This is a genomic window from Duganella aceris (genome assembly GCF_011090165.1).
Taxonomy (GTDB): Bacteria; Pseudomonadota; Gammaproteobacteria; order Burkholderiales; family Burkholderiaceae_D; genus Rugamonas; species Rugamonas aceris.
The window spans coordinates 2,254-18,014 of record NZ_JAADJT010000018.1; the positions used below are offsets into that span (position 1 = coordinate 2,254).

The 15,761-nt window shown below is 62.5% G+C and carries 11 protein-coding genes and 2 rRNA genes (1 of these 13 running past the window's edge); 8 read left to right on the top strand and 5 right to left on the bottom strand.

Annotated features, from left to right (window positions below):
• Nucleotides 1–1,350: ribosomal RNA gene (locus tag GW587_RS28405) — 23S ribosomal RNA — on the top strand (it extends 1,588 nt beyond the left edge of the window).
• A gap of 134 nt (nt 1,351–1,484) precedes the next feature.
• Nucleotides 1,485–1,597, top strand: a 5S ribosomal RNA gene (gene rrf, locus GW587_RS28410).
• 94 nt (nt 1,598–1,691) lie between these two features.
• Here rrf and GW587_RS28415 read toward each other — a convergent pair.
• Complete coding sequence (locus tag GW587_RS28415; RefSeq protein ID WP_166108270.1) at nt 1,692–2,237, bottom strand: acyloxyacyl hydrolase; 546 nt, start codon at nt 2,235–2,237, stop codon at nt 1,692–1,694.
• A 119-nt stretch (nt 2,238–2,356) separates the two neighbouring features.
• On the opposite strand from GW587_RS28415, the gene GW587_RS28420 reads away from it, so the two are divergent.
• Nucleotides 2,357–3,247, top strand: a complete 891-nt coding sequence (locus tag GW587_RS28420) for an NAD(P)-dependent oxidoreductase (RefSeq protein ID WP_166108271.1) — start codon at nt 2,357–2,359, stop codon at nt 3,245–3,247.
• Here the strand turns inward: GW587_RS28420 and GW587_RS28425 are convergent.
• Nucleotides 3,244–4,440, bottom strand: a complete 1,197-nt coding sequence (locus GW587_RS28425; RefSeq protein WP_166108272.1) for a M20 aminoacylase family protein — start codon at nt 4,438–4,440, stop codon at nt 3,244–3,246. The genes GW587_RS28420 and GW587_RS28425 overlap by 4 nt on opposite strands.
• A 131-nt stretch (nt 4,441–4,571) precedes the next feature.
• On the opposite strand from GW587_RS28425, the gene GW587_RS28430 reads away from it, so the two are divergent.
• The 4 genes from GW587_RS28430 (at nt 4,572) to GW587_RS28445 (ending at nt 11,346) form a co-directional block, all read left to right on the top strand.
• On the top strand, nt 4,572–6,650 hold the full coding sequence (locus GW587_RS28430) for a molybdopterin-containing oxidoreductase family protein (protein WP_166108273.1): 2,079 nt from the start codon (nt 4,572–4,574) through the stop codon (nt 6,648–6,650).
• Between the two features lie 9 nt (nt 6,651–6,659).
• On the top strand, nt 6,660–7,787 hold the full coding sequence (locus tag GW587_RS28435) for an aminopeptidase (RefSeq protein ID WP_166108274.1): 1,128 nt from the start codon (nt 6,660–6,662) through the stop codon (nt 7,785–7,787).
• Nucleotides 7,788–7,982: 195 nt separating this feature from the next.
• The gene (locus GW587_RS28440; protein ID WP_166108275.1) at nt 7,983–9,674 is read left to right on the top strand and encodes a long-chain-fatty-acid--CoA ligase; all 1,692 of its coding nucleotides are present in this window, start codon (nt 7,983–7,985) and stop codon (nt 9,672–9,674) included.
• 1 nt (nt 9,675) lies between these two features.
• On the top strand, nt 9,676–11,346 hold the full coding sequence (locus GW587_RS28445) for a long-chain fatty acid--CoA ligase (RefSeq protein WP_166108276.1): 1,671 nt from the start codon (nt 9,676–9,678) through the stop codon (nt 11,344–11,346).
• Between the two features lie 72 nt (nt 11,347–11,418).
• On the opposite strand, the gene GW587_RS28450 is transcribed toward GW587_RS28445, so the two are convergent.
• The 3 genes from GW587_RS28450 to GW587_RS28460 are packed head-to-tail and all read right to left on the bottom strand — an operon-like array spanning nt 11,419 to nt 13,827.
• Nucleotides 11,419–11,706 (bottom strand): hypothetical protein, encoded by a 288-nt coding sequence (locus GW587_RS28450; RefSeq protein ID WP_166108277.1) that lies wholly within the window; start codon nt 11,704–11,706, stop codon nt 11,419–11,421.
• 50 nt (nt 11,707–11,756) lie between these two features.
• The gene (locus GW587_RS28455) at nt 11,757–13,355 is read right to left on the bottom strand and encodes an alkaline phosphatase D family protein (RefSeq protein ID WP_166108278.1); all 1,599 of its coding nucleotides are present in this window, start codon (nt 13,353–13,355) and stop codon (nt 11,757–11,759) included.
• Between the two features lie 22 nt (nt 13,356–13,377).
• Nucleotides 13,378–13,827, bottom strand: coding sequence for an acyl-CoA thioesterase (locus GW587_RS28460; protein ID WP_166108279.1), 450 nt, complete (start codon nt 13,825–13,827; stop codon nt 13,378–13,380).
• A 61-nt stretch (nt 13,828–13,888) separates the two neighbouring features.
• Here GW587_RS28460 and GW587_RS28465 point away from each other — a divergent pair, with 61 nt between their 5' ends.
• Nucleotides 13,889–15,745, top strand: a complete 1,857-nt coding sequence (locus tag GW587_RS28465; protein WP_166108280.1) for an ABCB family ABC transporter ATP-binding protein/permease — start codon at nt 13,889–13,891, stop codon at nt 15,743–15,745.
• Nucleotides 15,746–15,761 lie beyond the last annotated feature (16 nt).

Consider the following 15,761-nt stretch of genomic DNA (forward strand, 5'->3'; position numbering starts at 1 on the left):
GCTGAAGCAATCGGAAGTGGTTCCAAGAAAAGCCTCTAAGCTTCAGTCATACGAGACCGTACCGCAAACCGACACAGGTGGGCGAGATGAGTATTCTAAGGCGCTTGAGAGAACTCGGGAGAAGGAACTCGGCAAATTGGTACCGTAACTTCGGGAAAAGGTACGCCCTTGTAGCTTGGCTGATTTACTTCAGTAGGGTGAACGGGTTGCAATAAACTGGTGGCTGCGACTGTTTAATAAAAACACAGCACTCTGCAAACACGAAAGTGGACGTATAGGGTGTGACGCCTGCCCGGTGCTGGAAGATTAAATGATGGGGTGCAAGCTCTTGATTGAAGTCCCAGTAAACGGCGGCCGTAACTATAACGGTCCTAAGGTAGCGAAATTCCTTGTCGGGTAAGTTCCGACCTGCACGAATGGCGTAACGATGGCCACACTGTCTCCTCCCGAGACTCAGCGAAGTTGAAGTGTTTGTGATGATGCAATCTACCCGCGGCTAGACGGAAAGACCCCATGAACCTTTACTGTAGCTTTGCATTGGACTTTGAATCAATCTGTGTAGGATAGGTGGGAGGCTTTGAAGCGGGGACGCCAGTTCTCGTGGAGCCAACCTTGAAATACCACCCTGGTTCATTTGAGGTTCTAACCTTGGCCCGTTATCCGGGTCGGGGACAGTGCATGGTAGGCAGTTTGACTGGGGCGGTCTCCTCCTAAAGTGTAACGGAGGAGTTCGAAGGTACGCTAGGTACGGTCGGACATCGTGCTAATAGTGCAATGGCATAAGCGTGCTTAACTGCGAGACTGACAAGTCGAGCAGGTACGAAAGTAGGACATAGTGATCCGGTGGTTCTGTATGGAAGGGCCATCGCTCAACGGATAAAAGGTACTCTGGGGATAACAGGCTGATTCCTCCCAAGAGTTCATATCGACGGGGGAGTTTGGCACCTCGATGTCGGCTCATCACATCCTGGGGCTGTAGCCGGTCCCAAGGGTATGGCTGTTCGCCATTTAAAGTGGTACGTGAGCTGGGTTTAAAACGTCGTGAGACAGTTTGGTCCCTATCTGCCGTGGGCGTTGGAAATTTGAAGGGGGCTGCTCCTAGTACGAGAGGACCGGAGTGGACAGACCTCTGGTGTACCGGTTGTCACGCCAGTGGCATTGCCGGGTAGCTAAGTCTGGAAGAGATAACCGCTGAAAGCATCTAAGCGGGAAACTTGCCTTAAGATGAGATTTCCCAGAGCCTTGAGCTCTTTGAAGGGTCGTTCGAGACCAGGACGTTGATAGGTCAGGTGTGGAAGTGCAGTAATGCATTAAGCTAACTGATACTAATTGCCCGTATGGCTTGTCCCTATAACCTTAGCAGGTTATGGTGAATGAGAAGTACGTTGGAACGTTCGTTGATACAACTTCATTACCCCATTACTTACTTCTCCCAGATTCCGAGACAGGCGGGCCGCAAGGCACGCCGCTCTTACAAGTCAAAGCTTGATGACCATAGCAAGTTGGTCCCACCCCTTCCCATCCCGAACAGGACCGTGAAACAACTCTGCGCCGATGATAGTGCTGCAACCAGTGTGAAAGTAGGTTATCGTCAAGCTAGTTATATTAAAAAAGCCCGCTCAGTGATCTGAGCGGGCTTTTTTTCGTCTGTCGTCAGCATATAAAAAAAGCCCCGTGAGGGGCTTTGGTATTTAGAAGTGGTAAGCCACTTTGAGTTCGACGAAGTTCACGCCCGAGTTCGGTTTCTTGTAGCCGCCGTTCGAGAAGTGCTGCAGCTTGACCGCCGCTTCCCAGTTATTGTCGAACACATAGCCCATCGCGATGTGGTCGCCGAACTGGAAGTGGGTGCCCAGGCGGTTGTCGCTGTTGTTGTACAGCTTGGACAGCATGTGCACGCCGATGCCGCCTTCGTAGTAGATACCCTTCTTGTTGTCGTTCTCGAAGCGGAACACTGGCGTGAAGCCGATATCCCACAGCTTGTGCTCGTCGCCCACGCGGTTCATGTAGCGGTTTTCGCGCCAGACGCCGGTGCTGGCTTCCCAGTAGCCGCTCAGGTGGGTGCCGTTCGATTGGAACCAGCGAACATCCCAGTCCTTGGCCGCGTTGAGGCGAATCATTTGTACGTTTTCGCCTGCGCCCACGTCGAACGAGACGGAGTCGACCAGTTTGTCGTCGGCAAACGCGACCTGGGTGACCAGCAATGCGGCGGCTGCCGCGATCATTTTTTTAGTGAACATAGTATCCTTGCAAGTTAATGCTGTATTTCGGTTTTATACGGCTGCCCGAGATTGTACCGGGGTTCTTGAAATTATTCCGGCGGGCTGACATTTTGATTAGATCAGGAGACATAGTGTCCATGCGAATCGCTTTTCTCGGTATCGGCTTGATGGGGGAGCCGATGGTGCGGCGTCTGCTGGCTGCGGGCCATGCCGTGACCGTCTGGAACCGGACGCATGCCAAGGCCGAAGCGCTGGCCGCCATCGGCGCCTATCCGGTGGCCGCCTTGGGCGACGCGGTGCGCGAGGCGCAGCTCGTCATCTCGATGCTGGAGGCCGGTCCGACCGTCGGCCTGGTGCTGCATGACGCCTTGCCGTCGCTGGCCGTCAACGCGCTGTGGATCGACATGAGTTCGACGCAGCAAGCCGAAGCGCAGGCTTTCCACGCGCTGCTGACGGCGCGGGGCCGGCGCTTCGTCGACGCCCCGGTGTCCGGCGGCGTCGGCGGCGCGGCGGCCGGCACGCTGGCGATCATGGCCGGCGGCGCGACTGAAGACTTCGCCGAGGCCGAGCCGGTGCTGGCGGCGATGGGCCGCGCGACCCTGGTCGGGCCGGCCGGCAGCGGCCAGGTGGCCAAGCTGTGCAATCAGTTGATCGTCGGCGCCACCATCAACATCGTGGCCGAGGCGATGCTGCTGGCGCAGGCGGCCGGCGCCGATCCGGCGGCGATGCGCGCGGCGATCCGTGGCGGTTTCGCGGAAAGCAAAATCCTGGAGGTGCATGGCCAGCGCATGCTGGAGCGGAATTTCGTCGCCGGCGGCAAGGTGGCGACGCAGCTGAAGGATCAGCGCAACATCCTGGCGGCGGCCGAGGCGGCCGGCGTGACCTTGCCGTTGACCGAGCTGGTGACCGCGCGCTATCAGACGCTGGCGCAGACCATGCCGCAGGCCGACCACTCGGCGGCGCTGTTGGGATTGGAAGCCTTGAATCCCGGGCAGCGCGTCGGCACCGCCCCGGACCGGCTGGCCTAGACTTCTTTTGCCAGGCTGGTCTCGACCAGCCGCACCCAGAAGCTGGCGCCGACCGGCAACAGGTTGTCGTTGAAGTCGTAGCTGCCGTTGTGCAGCACGCACGGGCCGAGGCCGTGGCCGCCGTCGCGGTGGTCGCCCTCGCCGTTGCCGATGAAGATGTAGCAGCCCGGCTTGGCTTGCAGGAAGTAGGCGAAGTCTTCCGCGCCCATGGTCGGTTCGGCGTTGTCGTCGACCTTGTCGGCGCCGACCACGGCCTTCATGACCTCGACCGCGAAGCGGGTTTCCTTCGGATGATTGACCAGCGGCGGATAGTTGCGGCGGAACTTGAACTCGACCTCGGCGCCGAACGCGGCCGCCGTGTGCGTGGCGATCTCCTCCATGCGTTGTTCGATCAGGTCCAGCACCGGCGTGGTGAAGGTGCGCACCGTGCCGACCATCTTGGCCTCGTCGGGGATGACGTTGGTGGCGCTGCCGGCATGGATCTGCGTGATCGACAGCACCGCCGTGTCGAGCGGACTCTTCTGGCGACTGATGATGGTCTGCCAGCTTTGCGCGATCTGCACCGCCGTCATCACCGGGTCGATGCCTTTGTGCGGCTGGGCCGCGTGCGCGCCCTTGCCCTTGACGGTGACATAGAACTCGTTACTGGAGGCCATCATCGGCCCTTCGACCACGCTCATGTGGCCGGCCGGGATGCCGGGCCAGTTGTGCATGCCGTAGATGGCGTCCATCGGGCATTGCTCGAACAGGCCGTCCTCGATCATGCGTTTGGCGCCGGCCCCGCCTTCCTCGGCCGGCTGGAACACCAGGTACACCGTGCCGTCGAAGTTGCGGTGTTCCGCCAGGTGCCTGGCCGCGCCCAGCAGCATGGCGGTGTGGCCGTCGTGGCCGCAGGCGTGCATCTTGCCCGGATGGCGCGAGGCGTGGGCGAAGGTGTTGGTCTCCTGCATCGGCAGCGCGTCCATGTCGGCGCGCAGGCCGATGGCGCGTTTCGACGTGCCGTGCTTGATGATGCCGACCACGCCGGTGATGCCCATGCCGCGGATCACCGGGATGCCCCATTCGCTGAGCTTGTCGGCGACCACGTCGGAGGTGCGCTGTTCTTCATAACAGAGTTCTGGATGGGCGTGCAGGTCGCGCCGGATTTGCTGCAATTCGGATTGAAATGCAATGATGGGATCTACAAGTTTCATTTGCTTCTCCAATTTTGGTTCGCTTGCTTTTTAAGCATCGAGAACAGCCATTGTAGCGCCTACCACGACCGCATGGGCATGCCTGGAATGGTTTACGATACTGCTTTTAGACATCGCTTTTTTGGATTCCCATGACAACCACACAAGTTCGCGCGGTCTGCCCGCACGACTGCCCCGATACCTGCGCGTTGCTGGTGACGGTGGAGAACGGCGTCGCCACCGCCGTCAAGGGCGACCCGGACCATCCGACCACCGCCGGCGTACTGTGCACCAAGGTGTCGCGCTACACCGAGCGCACCTACCACGCGGAGCGGCTGCTGCATCCGCTGCGCCGCGTCGGCAAGAAAGGCGAGGGCAAGTTCGAGCGCATCAGCTGGGACGAGGCGATCGCCACCATCGCGGCCCGGCTCAAGCCGATTGCGGAACGCGCGCCGGAAGCGATCCTGCCGTACAGCTACTGCGGCACGATGGGGCTGGTGCAGGGCGAGTCGATGTCGTCGCGCTTCTTCAACCAGATCGGCGCTTCGCTGCTGGACCGCACCATCTGCGCCACCGCCGGCTTCACCGGCTACAAGTACACCATCGGCGGCTCGATCGGCGTCGACATGGAGCAGTTCCAGAACGCCAAGCTGATCCTGATCTGGGGCGGCAACCCGATCGCCTCCAACCTGCATTTCTGGACCCGCGCGCAAGAAGCCAAGCGCAACGGCGCCAAGCTGATCGCCATCGATCCCTACCGCTCGCTGACGGCGGAGAAATGCCATCAGCACATCGCGCTGCTGCCGGGCACCGATGCCGCGCTGGCGCTGGGCCTGATGCATGTGCTGATCGCCGAGGATCTGCTGGACCATGACTACATCGCCAACCACACGCTGGGCTTCGAGCAACTGAAGCAGCGCGCCGCCGAGTGGACGCCGGAACGCACCGCCGACACCTGCGGCATCAGCGTGGCCGAGGTGGTCGACCTGGCGCGGCTGTACGGCGGCCTGGCCAAGGCCGGCGAGCCGGTGGCGATCCGCACCAACTACGGCGTGCAGCGCGTGCGCGGCGGCGGCATGTCGGTGCGTAACATGGCTTGCCTGCCGGCGCTGGTCGGCGCCTGGCGCCACGCGGCCGGCGGCATACAACTGTCGTCCGGCGGCTCGTTCCCGACGCAGAAGGCGGCCCTGCAACGGCCGGACCTGCTGAAGAAAATCCCGCGCACCATCAACATGACCACCATCGGCGACGATCTGCTGCGGCCGTCGTCGCCATCGTTCGGGCCGGAGGTGGAGGCGGTGATCGTCTACAACGCCAACCCGCTGGCGATCGCGCCGGACTCGGCCAAAGTGATGGCCGGCTTCGCGCGCGAGGATTTGTTCACCGTGGTGCTGGAGCACTTCCAGACCGACACTGTCGACTACGCCGACATCGTGCTGCCCGCCACCACGCAGCTGGAGCACGTCGACGCGCACACCTCCTACGGCCACCTGTACATGATGGCCAACAACGCCGCCATCGCGCCGATGGGCGAGGCCAAGGCCAACACTGAGATCTTCCGCCTGCTGGCGGCGGCGATGGGTTTCGACGATCCGTGTTTCAAGGACAGCGACGACCAGCTGGCGGCGGTGGCCTTCAATCCGCAGGACGCACGCGCCATCCACTTCGACTGGGAGGCGCTGAAGCTGAAGGGCTGGCAAAAGCTGAATGTGCCGGACGCGCCGTTCGCGCACGGCGGCTTCCCGACGCCGTCCGGCAAGTGCGAATTCTATTCGGCGCAGATGCTGGCCGACGGCCTCGATCCGCTGCCGGCGTATCTGCCGCCGTATGAGTCGGTGGCCAGCAACCCGGAACTGGCGGCGCGCTATCCGCTGGCGATGATCTCGCCGCCGGCGCGCAATTTCCTCAACTCCACCTTCGTCAACGTCAAGAGCCTGCGTTCGGCCGAGGGCGAGCCGCATCTCGACATCCATCCCGGCGACGCGGCGTCGCGCGGCATCGCCGATGGCGAGATGGTGCGCATCTTCAACGATCGCGGCAGTTTCGTCGCCAAGGCGCGCGTCACCGACAAGGCGCGCGCCGGGCTGGTGGTGGGCTTGTCGGTGTGGTGGAAGAAGCTGGGACGGGATGGCAAGAACGCCAACGAGGTCACCAGCCAGCGCCTGACCGATATGGGCCGTGCGCCAACTTTTTACGATACACTGGTACAAGTCGAAAGAGTCGCTGCTTGAAGGTAACGTATGCGCAATCTTGTCCGCAGTATCAACCGCGCCAGGTATTGGTTGGCGGCGGCGGGAGCAGTCTTGCTGCTGGCGGGTTGCGCGCAACTGAAATACTATATGCAGGCGGCGCAGGGCCAGTACGCGCTGTGGTCCGACGCGCGCCCGATCGACGACTGGCTCGGCGATCCGTCGACCGATCCGCAGCTCAAAGCCCGCCTGGAAAAAGCCCTGCTGATCCGCAAGTTCGCGGTCAAGGAACTGGGCCTGCCCGATAACGCCAGCTACAAGAATTACGCCGCGCTGTCGCGGCCCTTCGTGCTGTGGAACGTGGTGGCGACGCCGGAGCTGTCGCTGCGGCCGATCCAGTGGTGCTTCCCGATCGCCGGCTGCGTCAGTTATCGCGGCTACTACAGCAAGGACGATGCGAGCGCCTACGCCGACGAACTGCGCAAGGAAGGCAACGACGTGCAGGTCGGCGGCGTGCCGGCGTATTCGACGCTGGGCTGGTTCAGCGATCCGCTGCTGTCGACCTTCATCAACTATTCGGACGCCGAACTGGCGCGCATGGTGTTCCACGAGCTGGCGCACCAGGTCGTCTACGTGCAGGGCGATTCGCAATTCAACGAGGGCTTCGCCACGGCGGTCGAGGAGGCCGGCGTGGCGCGCTGGCTGGAACTGTACGGCACCGATCCGATGCGCGAAGCCTATACCCGCTACAACGCGCGGCGGCAGGATTTCCTGGCGCTGCTGGTGCGGCATCGGCAGATGCTGGCCGACCTGTACGCCAGCAAGAGCAGCACCCGCCACAAGCGCGCGGAAAAGCAGCGCATCTTCGCGCACCTCAAGTCCGACTACCTGAAGTTGAAGGACAGCTGGGGCGGCTATGCCGGCTACGACCGCTGGTTCGCCGAGCCGCTGACCAACGCCAACCTGAGCGCGGTGGCAACTTATCACGATTATCTGCCAGCCTTCCGCACCCTGCTAAAGCAGGAGCGAACGTTCGTGCGTTTTTATGCTGCGGTGCAAAAAATCGCAACTCTTGATCTAGTTCAACGTCGGCAGCAGTTGGATCAACTGGGCCGCCCGGTAATGCTCAATGCGGAAACCGGCAAGGAGCAGGCGGCGGCGCCGGAAGGCGGGCATTGATACCGCAATGCAGCATAAAAAGCCGTTAGAAGCGTCGTTCTAATTATGGTTAAATGCCCTTGCGTCCACGCCTGCTGCCCGATAGCATCGCATCATCAGTAGGCTAGGATCGCTCGCATAGACGAAAGACCGCCCCTGCACCGGCACTGTGCGCCGGACCTTACAACGATAATATTCGAGACAAAGAGGCACAGGATGGAAAAAATCTGGTTGAAGTCGTATCCGCCCGGCATGCAGACCGAGATCGATACAAGTCAGTATCGCTCGCTGGTGCAGTTGCTGGAAGAGTCCTTCCACAAATTCGCAGATCGCAACGCCTACGTCTGCATGGATAAATTCCTGACCTATGCCGAAGTCGACGCGCATTCGAAGCGGCTCGGCGCCTGGCTGCAAAGCCGTGGCCTGAAGAAGGGCGCGCGGGTCGCCATCATGATGCCGAACGTGTTGCAGTATCCGATCGCGATCGCCGCGATCCTGCGCGCGGGCTACACCGTGGTCAACATCAATCCCTTGTACACGCCGCGCGAGCTGGAGCATCAGCTCAACGATTCGGGCAGCGAGGCGATCCTGATCCTGGAAAACTTCGCCACCACGCTGGAGCAGGTGCTGGGCAAGACCCAGGTCAAGCATATCGTGGTCGCCAGCATGGGCGAGATGCTCGGCGGCGTGAAAGGCTTGCTGGTGAATTTCGTGGTGCGCAACGTCAAGAAGATGGTGCCGCCGTTCTCGCTGCCGAACGCGGTGCGCTTCAAGGATGCGCTGTCGCAGGGCGGCGGCATGAAGCTGACGCCGGTGGAACTGATCGAGTCCGACGCCGCCTTCCTGCAGTACACCGGCGGCACCACCGGCGTGTCGAAGGGCGCGACGCTGACGCACAAGAACATCGTCGCCAACCTGTTGCAGAGCGAGGCGTGGTCGGAGCCGGCGCTGGGCGGGTCGGCGCAGCAGACCACCATCGTTTGCGCGCTGCCGCTGTACCACATCTTCGCGCTGACCTGCTGCGCGATGTGGGGCACGCGGGTCGGCGCGCTGAACATCCTGATTCCGAATCCGCGCGACATCGGCGGCTTCATCAAGGAACTGGGCAAGTACAAGTTCAACATGCTGCCGGCGGTGAACACGCTGTACAACGCGCTGCTGAACCACGCGGATTTCGCGGCGCTGGATTTCTCCGGGCTGAAAATTTGCAACGGCGGCGGCATGGCGGTGCAGCAGGCGGTCAACGACAAGTGGATGAAGGTCACCGGCGTGTCGATCATCGAGGGCTACGGCTTGTCCGAAACCTCGCCGGTGGCGACCTGCAACCGCGCCGACAACAAACTGTTCACCGGCACCATCGGCCTGCCGGTGCCGTCGACCGAGATCGCCATCCTGGACGACGACGGCAACGAGGTGGCGCTGGGCGAGCCGGGCGAGATCGCGATCCGTGGTCCGCAGGTGATGTCCGGCTACTGGAACCGTCCGGATGAGACCGCCAAGGTGATGACGCCGGACGGCTACTTCAAATCCGGCGACGTTGGCGTGATGGATGCGAACGGCTTCGTCAAGATCGTCGACCGCAAGAAGGACATGATCCTGGTGTCCGGCTTCAACGTCTATCCGAACGAGCTGGAGGGCGTGATCGCGTCGCATCCCGGCGTGCTGGAGTGCGCCTGCATCGGCGTGCCGGACGAGCATTCGGGCGAAGCGGTCAAGGTGTTCGTGGTGCGCAAGGATCCGAACCTGACCGCCGAACAATTGATGGCGTACTGCAAGGAACAATTTACCGGCTATAAGAAGCCGAAATATATTGAGTTCCGCGAGGAATTACCAAAAACCAATGTCGGGAAAATCCTGCGCCGCGTGCTGCGCGACGAGCAACCCGGCGAAAAGAAAAAGGCTGCATAAGATGGAAAAGATTTGGCTCAAGTCGTACCCCGAAGGCGTCCCTGCGGAAATCGATGCCACGCAATATCGTTCGGTCACGCATCTGCTGGAAGATTCCTTCCGCAAGTATGCCGACCGCAACGCCTACGTGTGCATGGACAAGTTCCTGACCTACGGCGAGCTGGATCAACTGTCGCAGAAAATGGGCGCGTGGTTGCAGAGCAAGGGCCTGCAACCTGGCGCGCGCATCGCCATCATGCTGCCGAACGTGCTGCAATATCCGGTGGCGATGGTGGCCATCCTGCGCGCCGGCTACACGGTGGTCAACGTCAATCCGCTGTACACGCCGCGCGAGCTGCAACACCAGCTGGTGGACTCCGGTTCGGAAGCCATCATCGTGCTGGAGAACTTCGCCACCACGGTGGAGCAGGTGCTGGCGCAGACCCAGGTCAAGCATGTGATCGTGGCCACCATGGGCGACATGCTGGGCCTGCTGAAGGGCGCGATCGTCAACCTGGTGGTGCGCAAGGTCAAGAAGATGGTTCCGGCGTTTTCGCTGCCGGGTTCGGTGTCCTTCAAGCGCGTGATTGCCGAAGGTTCGGGCATGACCTTGCAGCCGTCGAAGCAGGGGCACGACGACATCGCGTTCCTGCAGTACACCGGCGGCACCACCGGCGTGTCCAAGGGCGCGATCCTGCTGCACCGTAACCTGATCGCCAACGTGCTGCAGAACGAAGCCTGGCTCAACATGAAGCCGCAGGCGGAGCAGATGGTGTTCGTCTGCGCGCTGCCGCTGTACCACATCTATTCGCTGACGGTCAGCGCCTTCATGGGCGCGCGCATGGGCGGGCTGAACCTGCTGGTGCCGAATCCGCGCGACATTCCGGGCTTCGTCAAGGAGCTGGCCAAGTACAAGGTGACGGTGTTCCCGGCGGTGAACACGCTGTACAACGCGCTGCTGAACAATGCCGATTTCCAGAAGCTGGACTTCTCCAGCTACAAGGTCTGCAACGGCGGCGGCATGGCGGTGCAGCAGGCGGTCGCCGACCGTTGGCTGAAGCTGACCGGCACCCCGATCATCGAAGGCTATGGTTTGTCGGAGACGTCGCCGGTGGTGACCGTCAACCGGGTCGACATCAAGGAATTCACCGGCACCATCGGCTTGCCGATTTCGTCGACCGAGGTGGCGATCCTGGACGACGACGGCAATCCGCTGCCGCTGGGGTCGGCCGGCGAGATCGCGATCCGGGGTCCGCAGGTGATGGCCGGGTATTGGAACCGTCCGGACGAGACCGCGAAGTCGATGACGGCCGACGGTTTCTTCAAGACCGGCGACATCGGCATCATGGACGAGCGCGGCTACACCAAGATTGTCGACCGCAAGAAGGACATGATCATTGTGTCGGGCTTCAACGTGTATCCGAACGAGGTCGAGGGCGTGGTGGCGGCGCATCCGGGCGTGCTGGAGGTGGCGTGTATCGGCGTGCCGGACAAGAATTCGGGCGAGGCGGTGAAGTTGTTTGTGGTGCGTAAGGATCCGAACCTGACCGCCGAGCAGATCCTGGATTTCTGCAAGCATGAGCTGACGGCGTACAAGAAGCCGAAGTACATCGAGTTCCGCGATGAGCTGCCGAAGACCAACGTCGGCAAGATCCTGCGCCGCCAGTTGCGCGACGAAAAAGCCGCCGCCTAAAGGTGGGGTCAGGTCTGACATTCGGACACGAGCTCTGCCGTAGCGCGCTACGGCAGAGCTCGTGTCCGAATGTCAGACCTGACCCCGAAGTTTTACACAGGCCAGCCGCTTTTGCCGCAGCGCAGCGGCCAGCCGCTGTCGTACTTCGTGGGTGTGGTCGAGATAGCCTTCGGTGTTGGCTTGACGGGCACACGCCGCCCAGTGCTCGTCGTCCACTTCCTGCAAGCGATTGAACTCGGCCAGCGACAGCACGACCACCGGCTCGCGGTCGGGCTTTTCGACGATGATGGTTTGCGTCAGCGCGCGATGCAGATAGCTGTCAAGCTCGCGCGCTATCTCACTCTCTGTGACTTTCAACATGGAGCGCCTCCTGGAAATGTGTTGCCCATCCAGTATAGGCCGCGCCACGCTCAATTCAAGCCGGGCTTGCCGTCGCGGACCACGAAGCTGGTCAGCGTGGTGAGCGCGCTGCCGGCGTCGTGCACATCGTCCAGCGCCTGGAACAGCGTCGTCGTCGCCTCCGGCGTCACGTCCAGCAGCATGAAGCCGCGCCTGTCGCTGCGGCCGAATTTGATCGCGTGATTCATCGCCACCATCTGGTCGGTGCGCGCCTGCGGCCGCGACGACGAGGTCACCGACGTGCCGCAGAATTCGGTCGCCAGCAGCGGATTGGTCGGCGAAGGCGGCCGCGTCGGATTGCGGCTGAGCTCGCATGCGAAGAAGCTGTGCACGTCGCCCGACAGCACCAGCGGATTGGCGGCGCGGCTGGTGTGCAGCGCGTCGAACAGTTTTTGCCGCGCCATCGGATAACCGTCCCAGCCGTCGGTCCAGAAGCGGCCGTCGCCCGGCTTGAGGATGGGCAGTTGGCTGTTCTGCGCCATCAGCGTTTGCTGCGCCAGGATGTTCCAGCGCGCCTTCGATGAGGCCAGTCCCTCCGCCAGCCAGCGCTGTTGCGCGTCGCCCAGCATGACGCGGCCGGCGTCGTTGATGGCGGGGCAGTCGCGCGGCGTGACCGAGCTGGAGCCGCCGCGCGACTGCGGCGAGCAAGCTTCCCAGGCGCGGTATTGGCGGTCGTCCAGCACATGGAAGCGCGCCAGTCGGCCCCAGTCATAGCGCTGGTAAATGCGCAGGTTGGCGAAGTCGCCGGGCTTGGGCAGCGACAGCCTGATCGGCATATGTTCGTAGAAAGCCTGGTAGGCGGCGGCGCGGCGTTGCAGGAATTGCGGGTTGAGACGCTCGTCGCGGTCCTTGGCGTAATCGTTGGCGACTTCGTGGTCGTCCCAGGTCACGATCCACGGTGCGGCGCGGTGCGCGGCTTGCAGGTCGCGGTCGGTCTTGTATTGCGCATAGCGGGCGCGGTAGTCGGCCAGCGTGAAGCATTCGGCGCTGCGCACCGCGCTCTTGGGATGACTGAGCTGGTAGGGGCCCCATTCGTAGATGTAATCGCCGAGGAAAGCCACCAGGTCGGGCGCGGCGGCGGCGATGTGGCGGTGCGCGGCGTAGCTGCCGAACTCCCAGTGCTGGCACGAGGCCACCGCCAGCTTCAGGCGCGCCGGCATGGCGTTTGCGGCGGGCGCGGTGCGGGTGCGGCCGACCGGGCTGACGGCGTCGCCCAGCATGAAGCGGTACCAGTACCAGCGGTCCGGCGCCAGGCCGGTGACGTCGACATGGACGCTGTGCGCCAGCGCTGGCGTGGCGCTGGCTGTGCCCCTGGCGACGATGCGGCTGAAGCGTTCGTCGTCGGCCATCTCCCAGCGCACGCCGTAGGCCAGCGGCGGCATGGCGGCGGCGTTGAGCGGATCGAACAGGATGCGGGTCCAGATGACCACCGCGTCTGGCAGCGGCGAGCCGGAGGCGACGCCGAGGCTGAAGGGATATTCCGCCACCACCCCCAAGCGGAGGCCGGGGTCGGACCCTTTGGGTCCGACCCCGGTTGGCTGTGCGGGTCGTGCGGCGCCAAGCGCAGCCAAAGCGGCGGTGGCGAGGAAGATGCGGCGTTGATCGTCCATGCGGTCGGCGCGCCGCTGCGGATCAGGAATTGATCAGCGTTTCGATCGGCGGCACCTTGCGCGGCTTGCGGTCCGAGTCGGTGGCGACGTAGGTCAGCACGGCCTCGGTGACCTTGACGGTATCGGCCTGCAGGCGATTACGCTCCGCATACACCTCGACGTTGACGGTGATGGACGTATTGCCAACCTTGACAATATCAGCATAGAACGACAGCAGGTCGCCGACGAACACCGGATTCTTGAATACGAAAGAGTTCACCGAAATCGTCGCGACGCGGCCGTTGGCGCGGCGCGTGGCCGGCAGCGAGCCGGCGATGTCGACCTGCGCCATGATCCAGCCGCCGAACACGTCGCCGTAGACGTTGGCGTCGGACGGCGCGGGCATCATGCGCAGCTCCGGCATCTTCCCGGCCGGCAGGCCACGGTTGACGGTATTGACGGCGATAGGTGTTGGATTTTCGGGCGTGGTCATCGTGAATTCTCTTCAGGGGCTACAATTACCCGGATTGAACCATAAAAAGCCGATATCCGCCATGCGCCGTTACCCGAACTCCCCGCCAGCCTCCGCCAGCAAAGCCTCGCCCGAACCGACCCGCAGCGATACCGCAACCCTGAAAACCCTGCTGCCTTACCTGTGGGTCTACAAATGGCGCGTGCTGCTGGCGCTGACCTGCCTGGTCGGCGCCAAGCTGGCCAACGTCGGCGTGCCGGTGGTGATGAAGAAGCTGATCGATGCCCTGACCATCTCGCCATCCCATCCGCAGGCGCTGCTGGTGCTGCCGCTGGGCGCGCTGGTGGCCTACGGCGTGCTGCGCGTCTCGACCACGCTGTTCACCGAGCTGCGCGAGTTCCTGTTCGCGCGCGTGACGCAGCGCGCGGTGCGCACCATCGCCTTGCAGGTGTTCCGCCATCTGCATGCGCTGTCGCTGCGCTTCCACCTCAACCGCCAGACCGGCGGCATGACGCGCGATATCGAACGCGGCACGCGCGCGGTCGGTTCGCTGATCTCGTACACGCTGTTCAACATCCTGCCGACGCTGGTGGAGATCGCGCTGGTGCTGGGTTACCTGGTCACGCACTACGACATCTGGTTCTCGGTGATCACCTTCGTGGCGCTGGTGTCGTACATCTCGTTCACGGTCATCATCACCAACTGGCGCACGCACTTCCGCCGCACCATGAACGAGCTGGATTCGAAGGCCAATACCAAGGCCATCGATTCGCTGATCAATTACGAGACCGTCAAATACTTCGGCAACGAGGACTACGAGGCGAAGCGCTACGACCAGGGCTTGCAGAGCTACGAAAGCGCCGCCGTCAAATCGCAGACATCGCTGTCGCTGCTCAACACCGGACAGTCGCTGATCATTGCGGTGGCCGTCACGCTGATCCTGTGGCGCGCCACGCTGGGCGTCATGAACGGCAGCATGACGCTGGGCGATCTGGTGCTGGTCAACTCCTTCATGATCCAGCTGTACATTCCGCTCAACTTCCTCGGCGTGATCTACCGCGAAATCAAGCAAAGCCTGGCCGACATGGAGAAGCTGTTCGCGCTGCTGGACCAGAACAAGGAAATCGCCGACGCGCCGGAAGCGCAGCCGCTGGTCACGCACGGCGCGCAGGTGCGCTTCAACCACGTCGACTTCAGCTACGAAGCCAAGCGCCAGATCCTGTTCGACGTCGATTTCACCATCGCGCCGGGCACCACCACGGCGGTGGTGGGCCACAGCGGCTCGGGCAAGTCGACCTTGTCGCGATTGCTGTTCCGCTTCTATGAGGTCAACGCCGGCGGCATCACCATCGATGGCCAGGACCTGCGCTCGCTGACGCAGGATTCGGTGCGCCACGCGATCGGCATCGTGCCGCAGGATACGGTGCTGTTCAACGACACCATCGAATACAACATCGCCTACGGCAAGCCGGGCGCCACGCACGAGGAGATCGTCGCCGTCGCGCGCGCCGCGTCGATCCACGATTTCATCGACAGCCTGCCGGACGGCTATGCGACCATGGTCGGCGAGCGCGGACTCAAACTGTCCGGCGGCGAGAAGCAGCGGGTGGCGATCGCCCGCACGCTGCTGAAGAATCCTGCCATACTGATCTTTGATGAGGCCACGTCGGCGCTGGACTCCAAGGCGGAGCAGGCGATCCAGGCCCAGCTGAAGGAAATCGCCAAGAGCCGCACCACGATGGTCATCGCGCACCGCCTGTCGACGGTGGCCGATGCGCAGCAGATCATCGTGCTCGATCACGGCCGCATCGTCGAACGCGGCACGCACCAGTCGCTGCTGGCGGCGGACGGGCTGTATGCGCAGATGTGGCAACGCCAGCAGGCCAAGGCGGATGAAGAATTGGCGTCGTCGCCCGACGATGTCGTGGATGCTGTTTAAAACTTGAACAAGGAAC

Bases quoted from the DNA above. Each gene is read 5' to 3' on its own strand.
- GW587_RS28465 (WP_166108280.1), top strand. From the start codon at position 13,889: ATGCGCCGTTACCCGAACTCCCCGCCAGCCTCCGCCAGCAAAGCCTCG.
- GW587_RS28445 (WP_166108276.1), top strand. From the start codon at position 9,676: ATGGAAAAGATTTGGCTCAAGTCGTACCCCGAAGGCGTCCCTGCGGAA.
- GW587_RS28420 (WP_166108271.1), top strand. From the start codon at position 2,357: ATGCGAATCGCTTTTCTCGGTATCGGCTTGATGGGGGAGCCGATGGTG.
- GW587_RS28460 (WP_166108279.1), bottom strand. From the start codon at position 13,827: ATGACCACGCCCGAAAATCCAACACCTATCGCCGTCAATACCGTCAAC.
- GW587_RS28430 (WP_166108273.1), top strand. From the start codon at position 4,572: ATGACAACCACACAAGTTCGCGCGGTCTGCCCGCACGACTGCCCCGAT.
- GW587_RS28435 (WP_166108274.1), top strand. From the start codon at position 6,660: ATGCGCAATCTTGTCCGCAGTATCAACCGCGCCAGGTATTGGTTGGCG.
- GW587_RS28425 (WP_166108272.1), bottom strand. From the start codon at position 4,440: ATGAAACTTGTAGATCCCATCATTGCATTTCAATCCGAATTGCAGCAA.
- GW587_RS28415 (WP_166108270.1), bottom strand. From the start codon at position 2,237: ATGTTCACTAAAAAAATGATCGCGGCAGCCGCCGCATTGCTGGTCACC.
- GW587_RS28455 (WP_166108278.1), bottom strand. From the start codon at position 13,355: ATGGACGATCAACGCCGCATCTTCCTCGCCACCGCCGCTTTGGCTGCG.
- GW587_RS28450 (WP_166108277.1), bottom strand. From the start codon at position 11,706: ATGTTGAAAGTCACAGAGAGTGAGATAGCGCGCGAGCTTGACAGCTAT.
- GW587_RS28440 (WP_166108275.1), top strand. From the start codon at position 7,983: ATGGAAAAAATCTGGTTGAAGTCGTATCCGCCCGGCATGCAGACCGAG.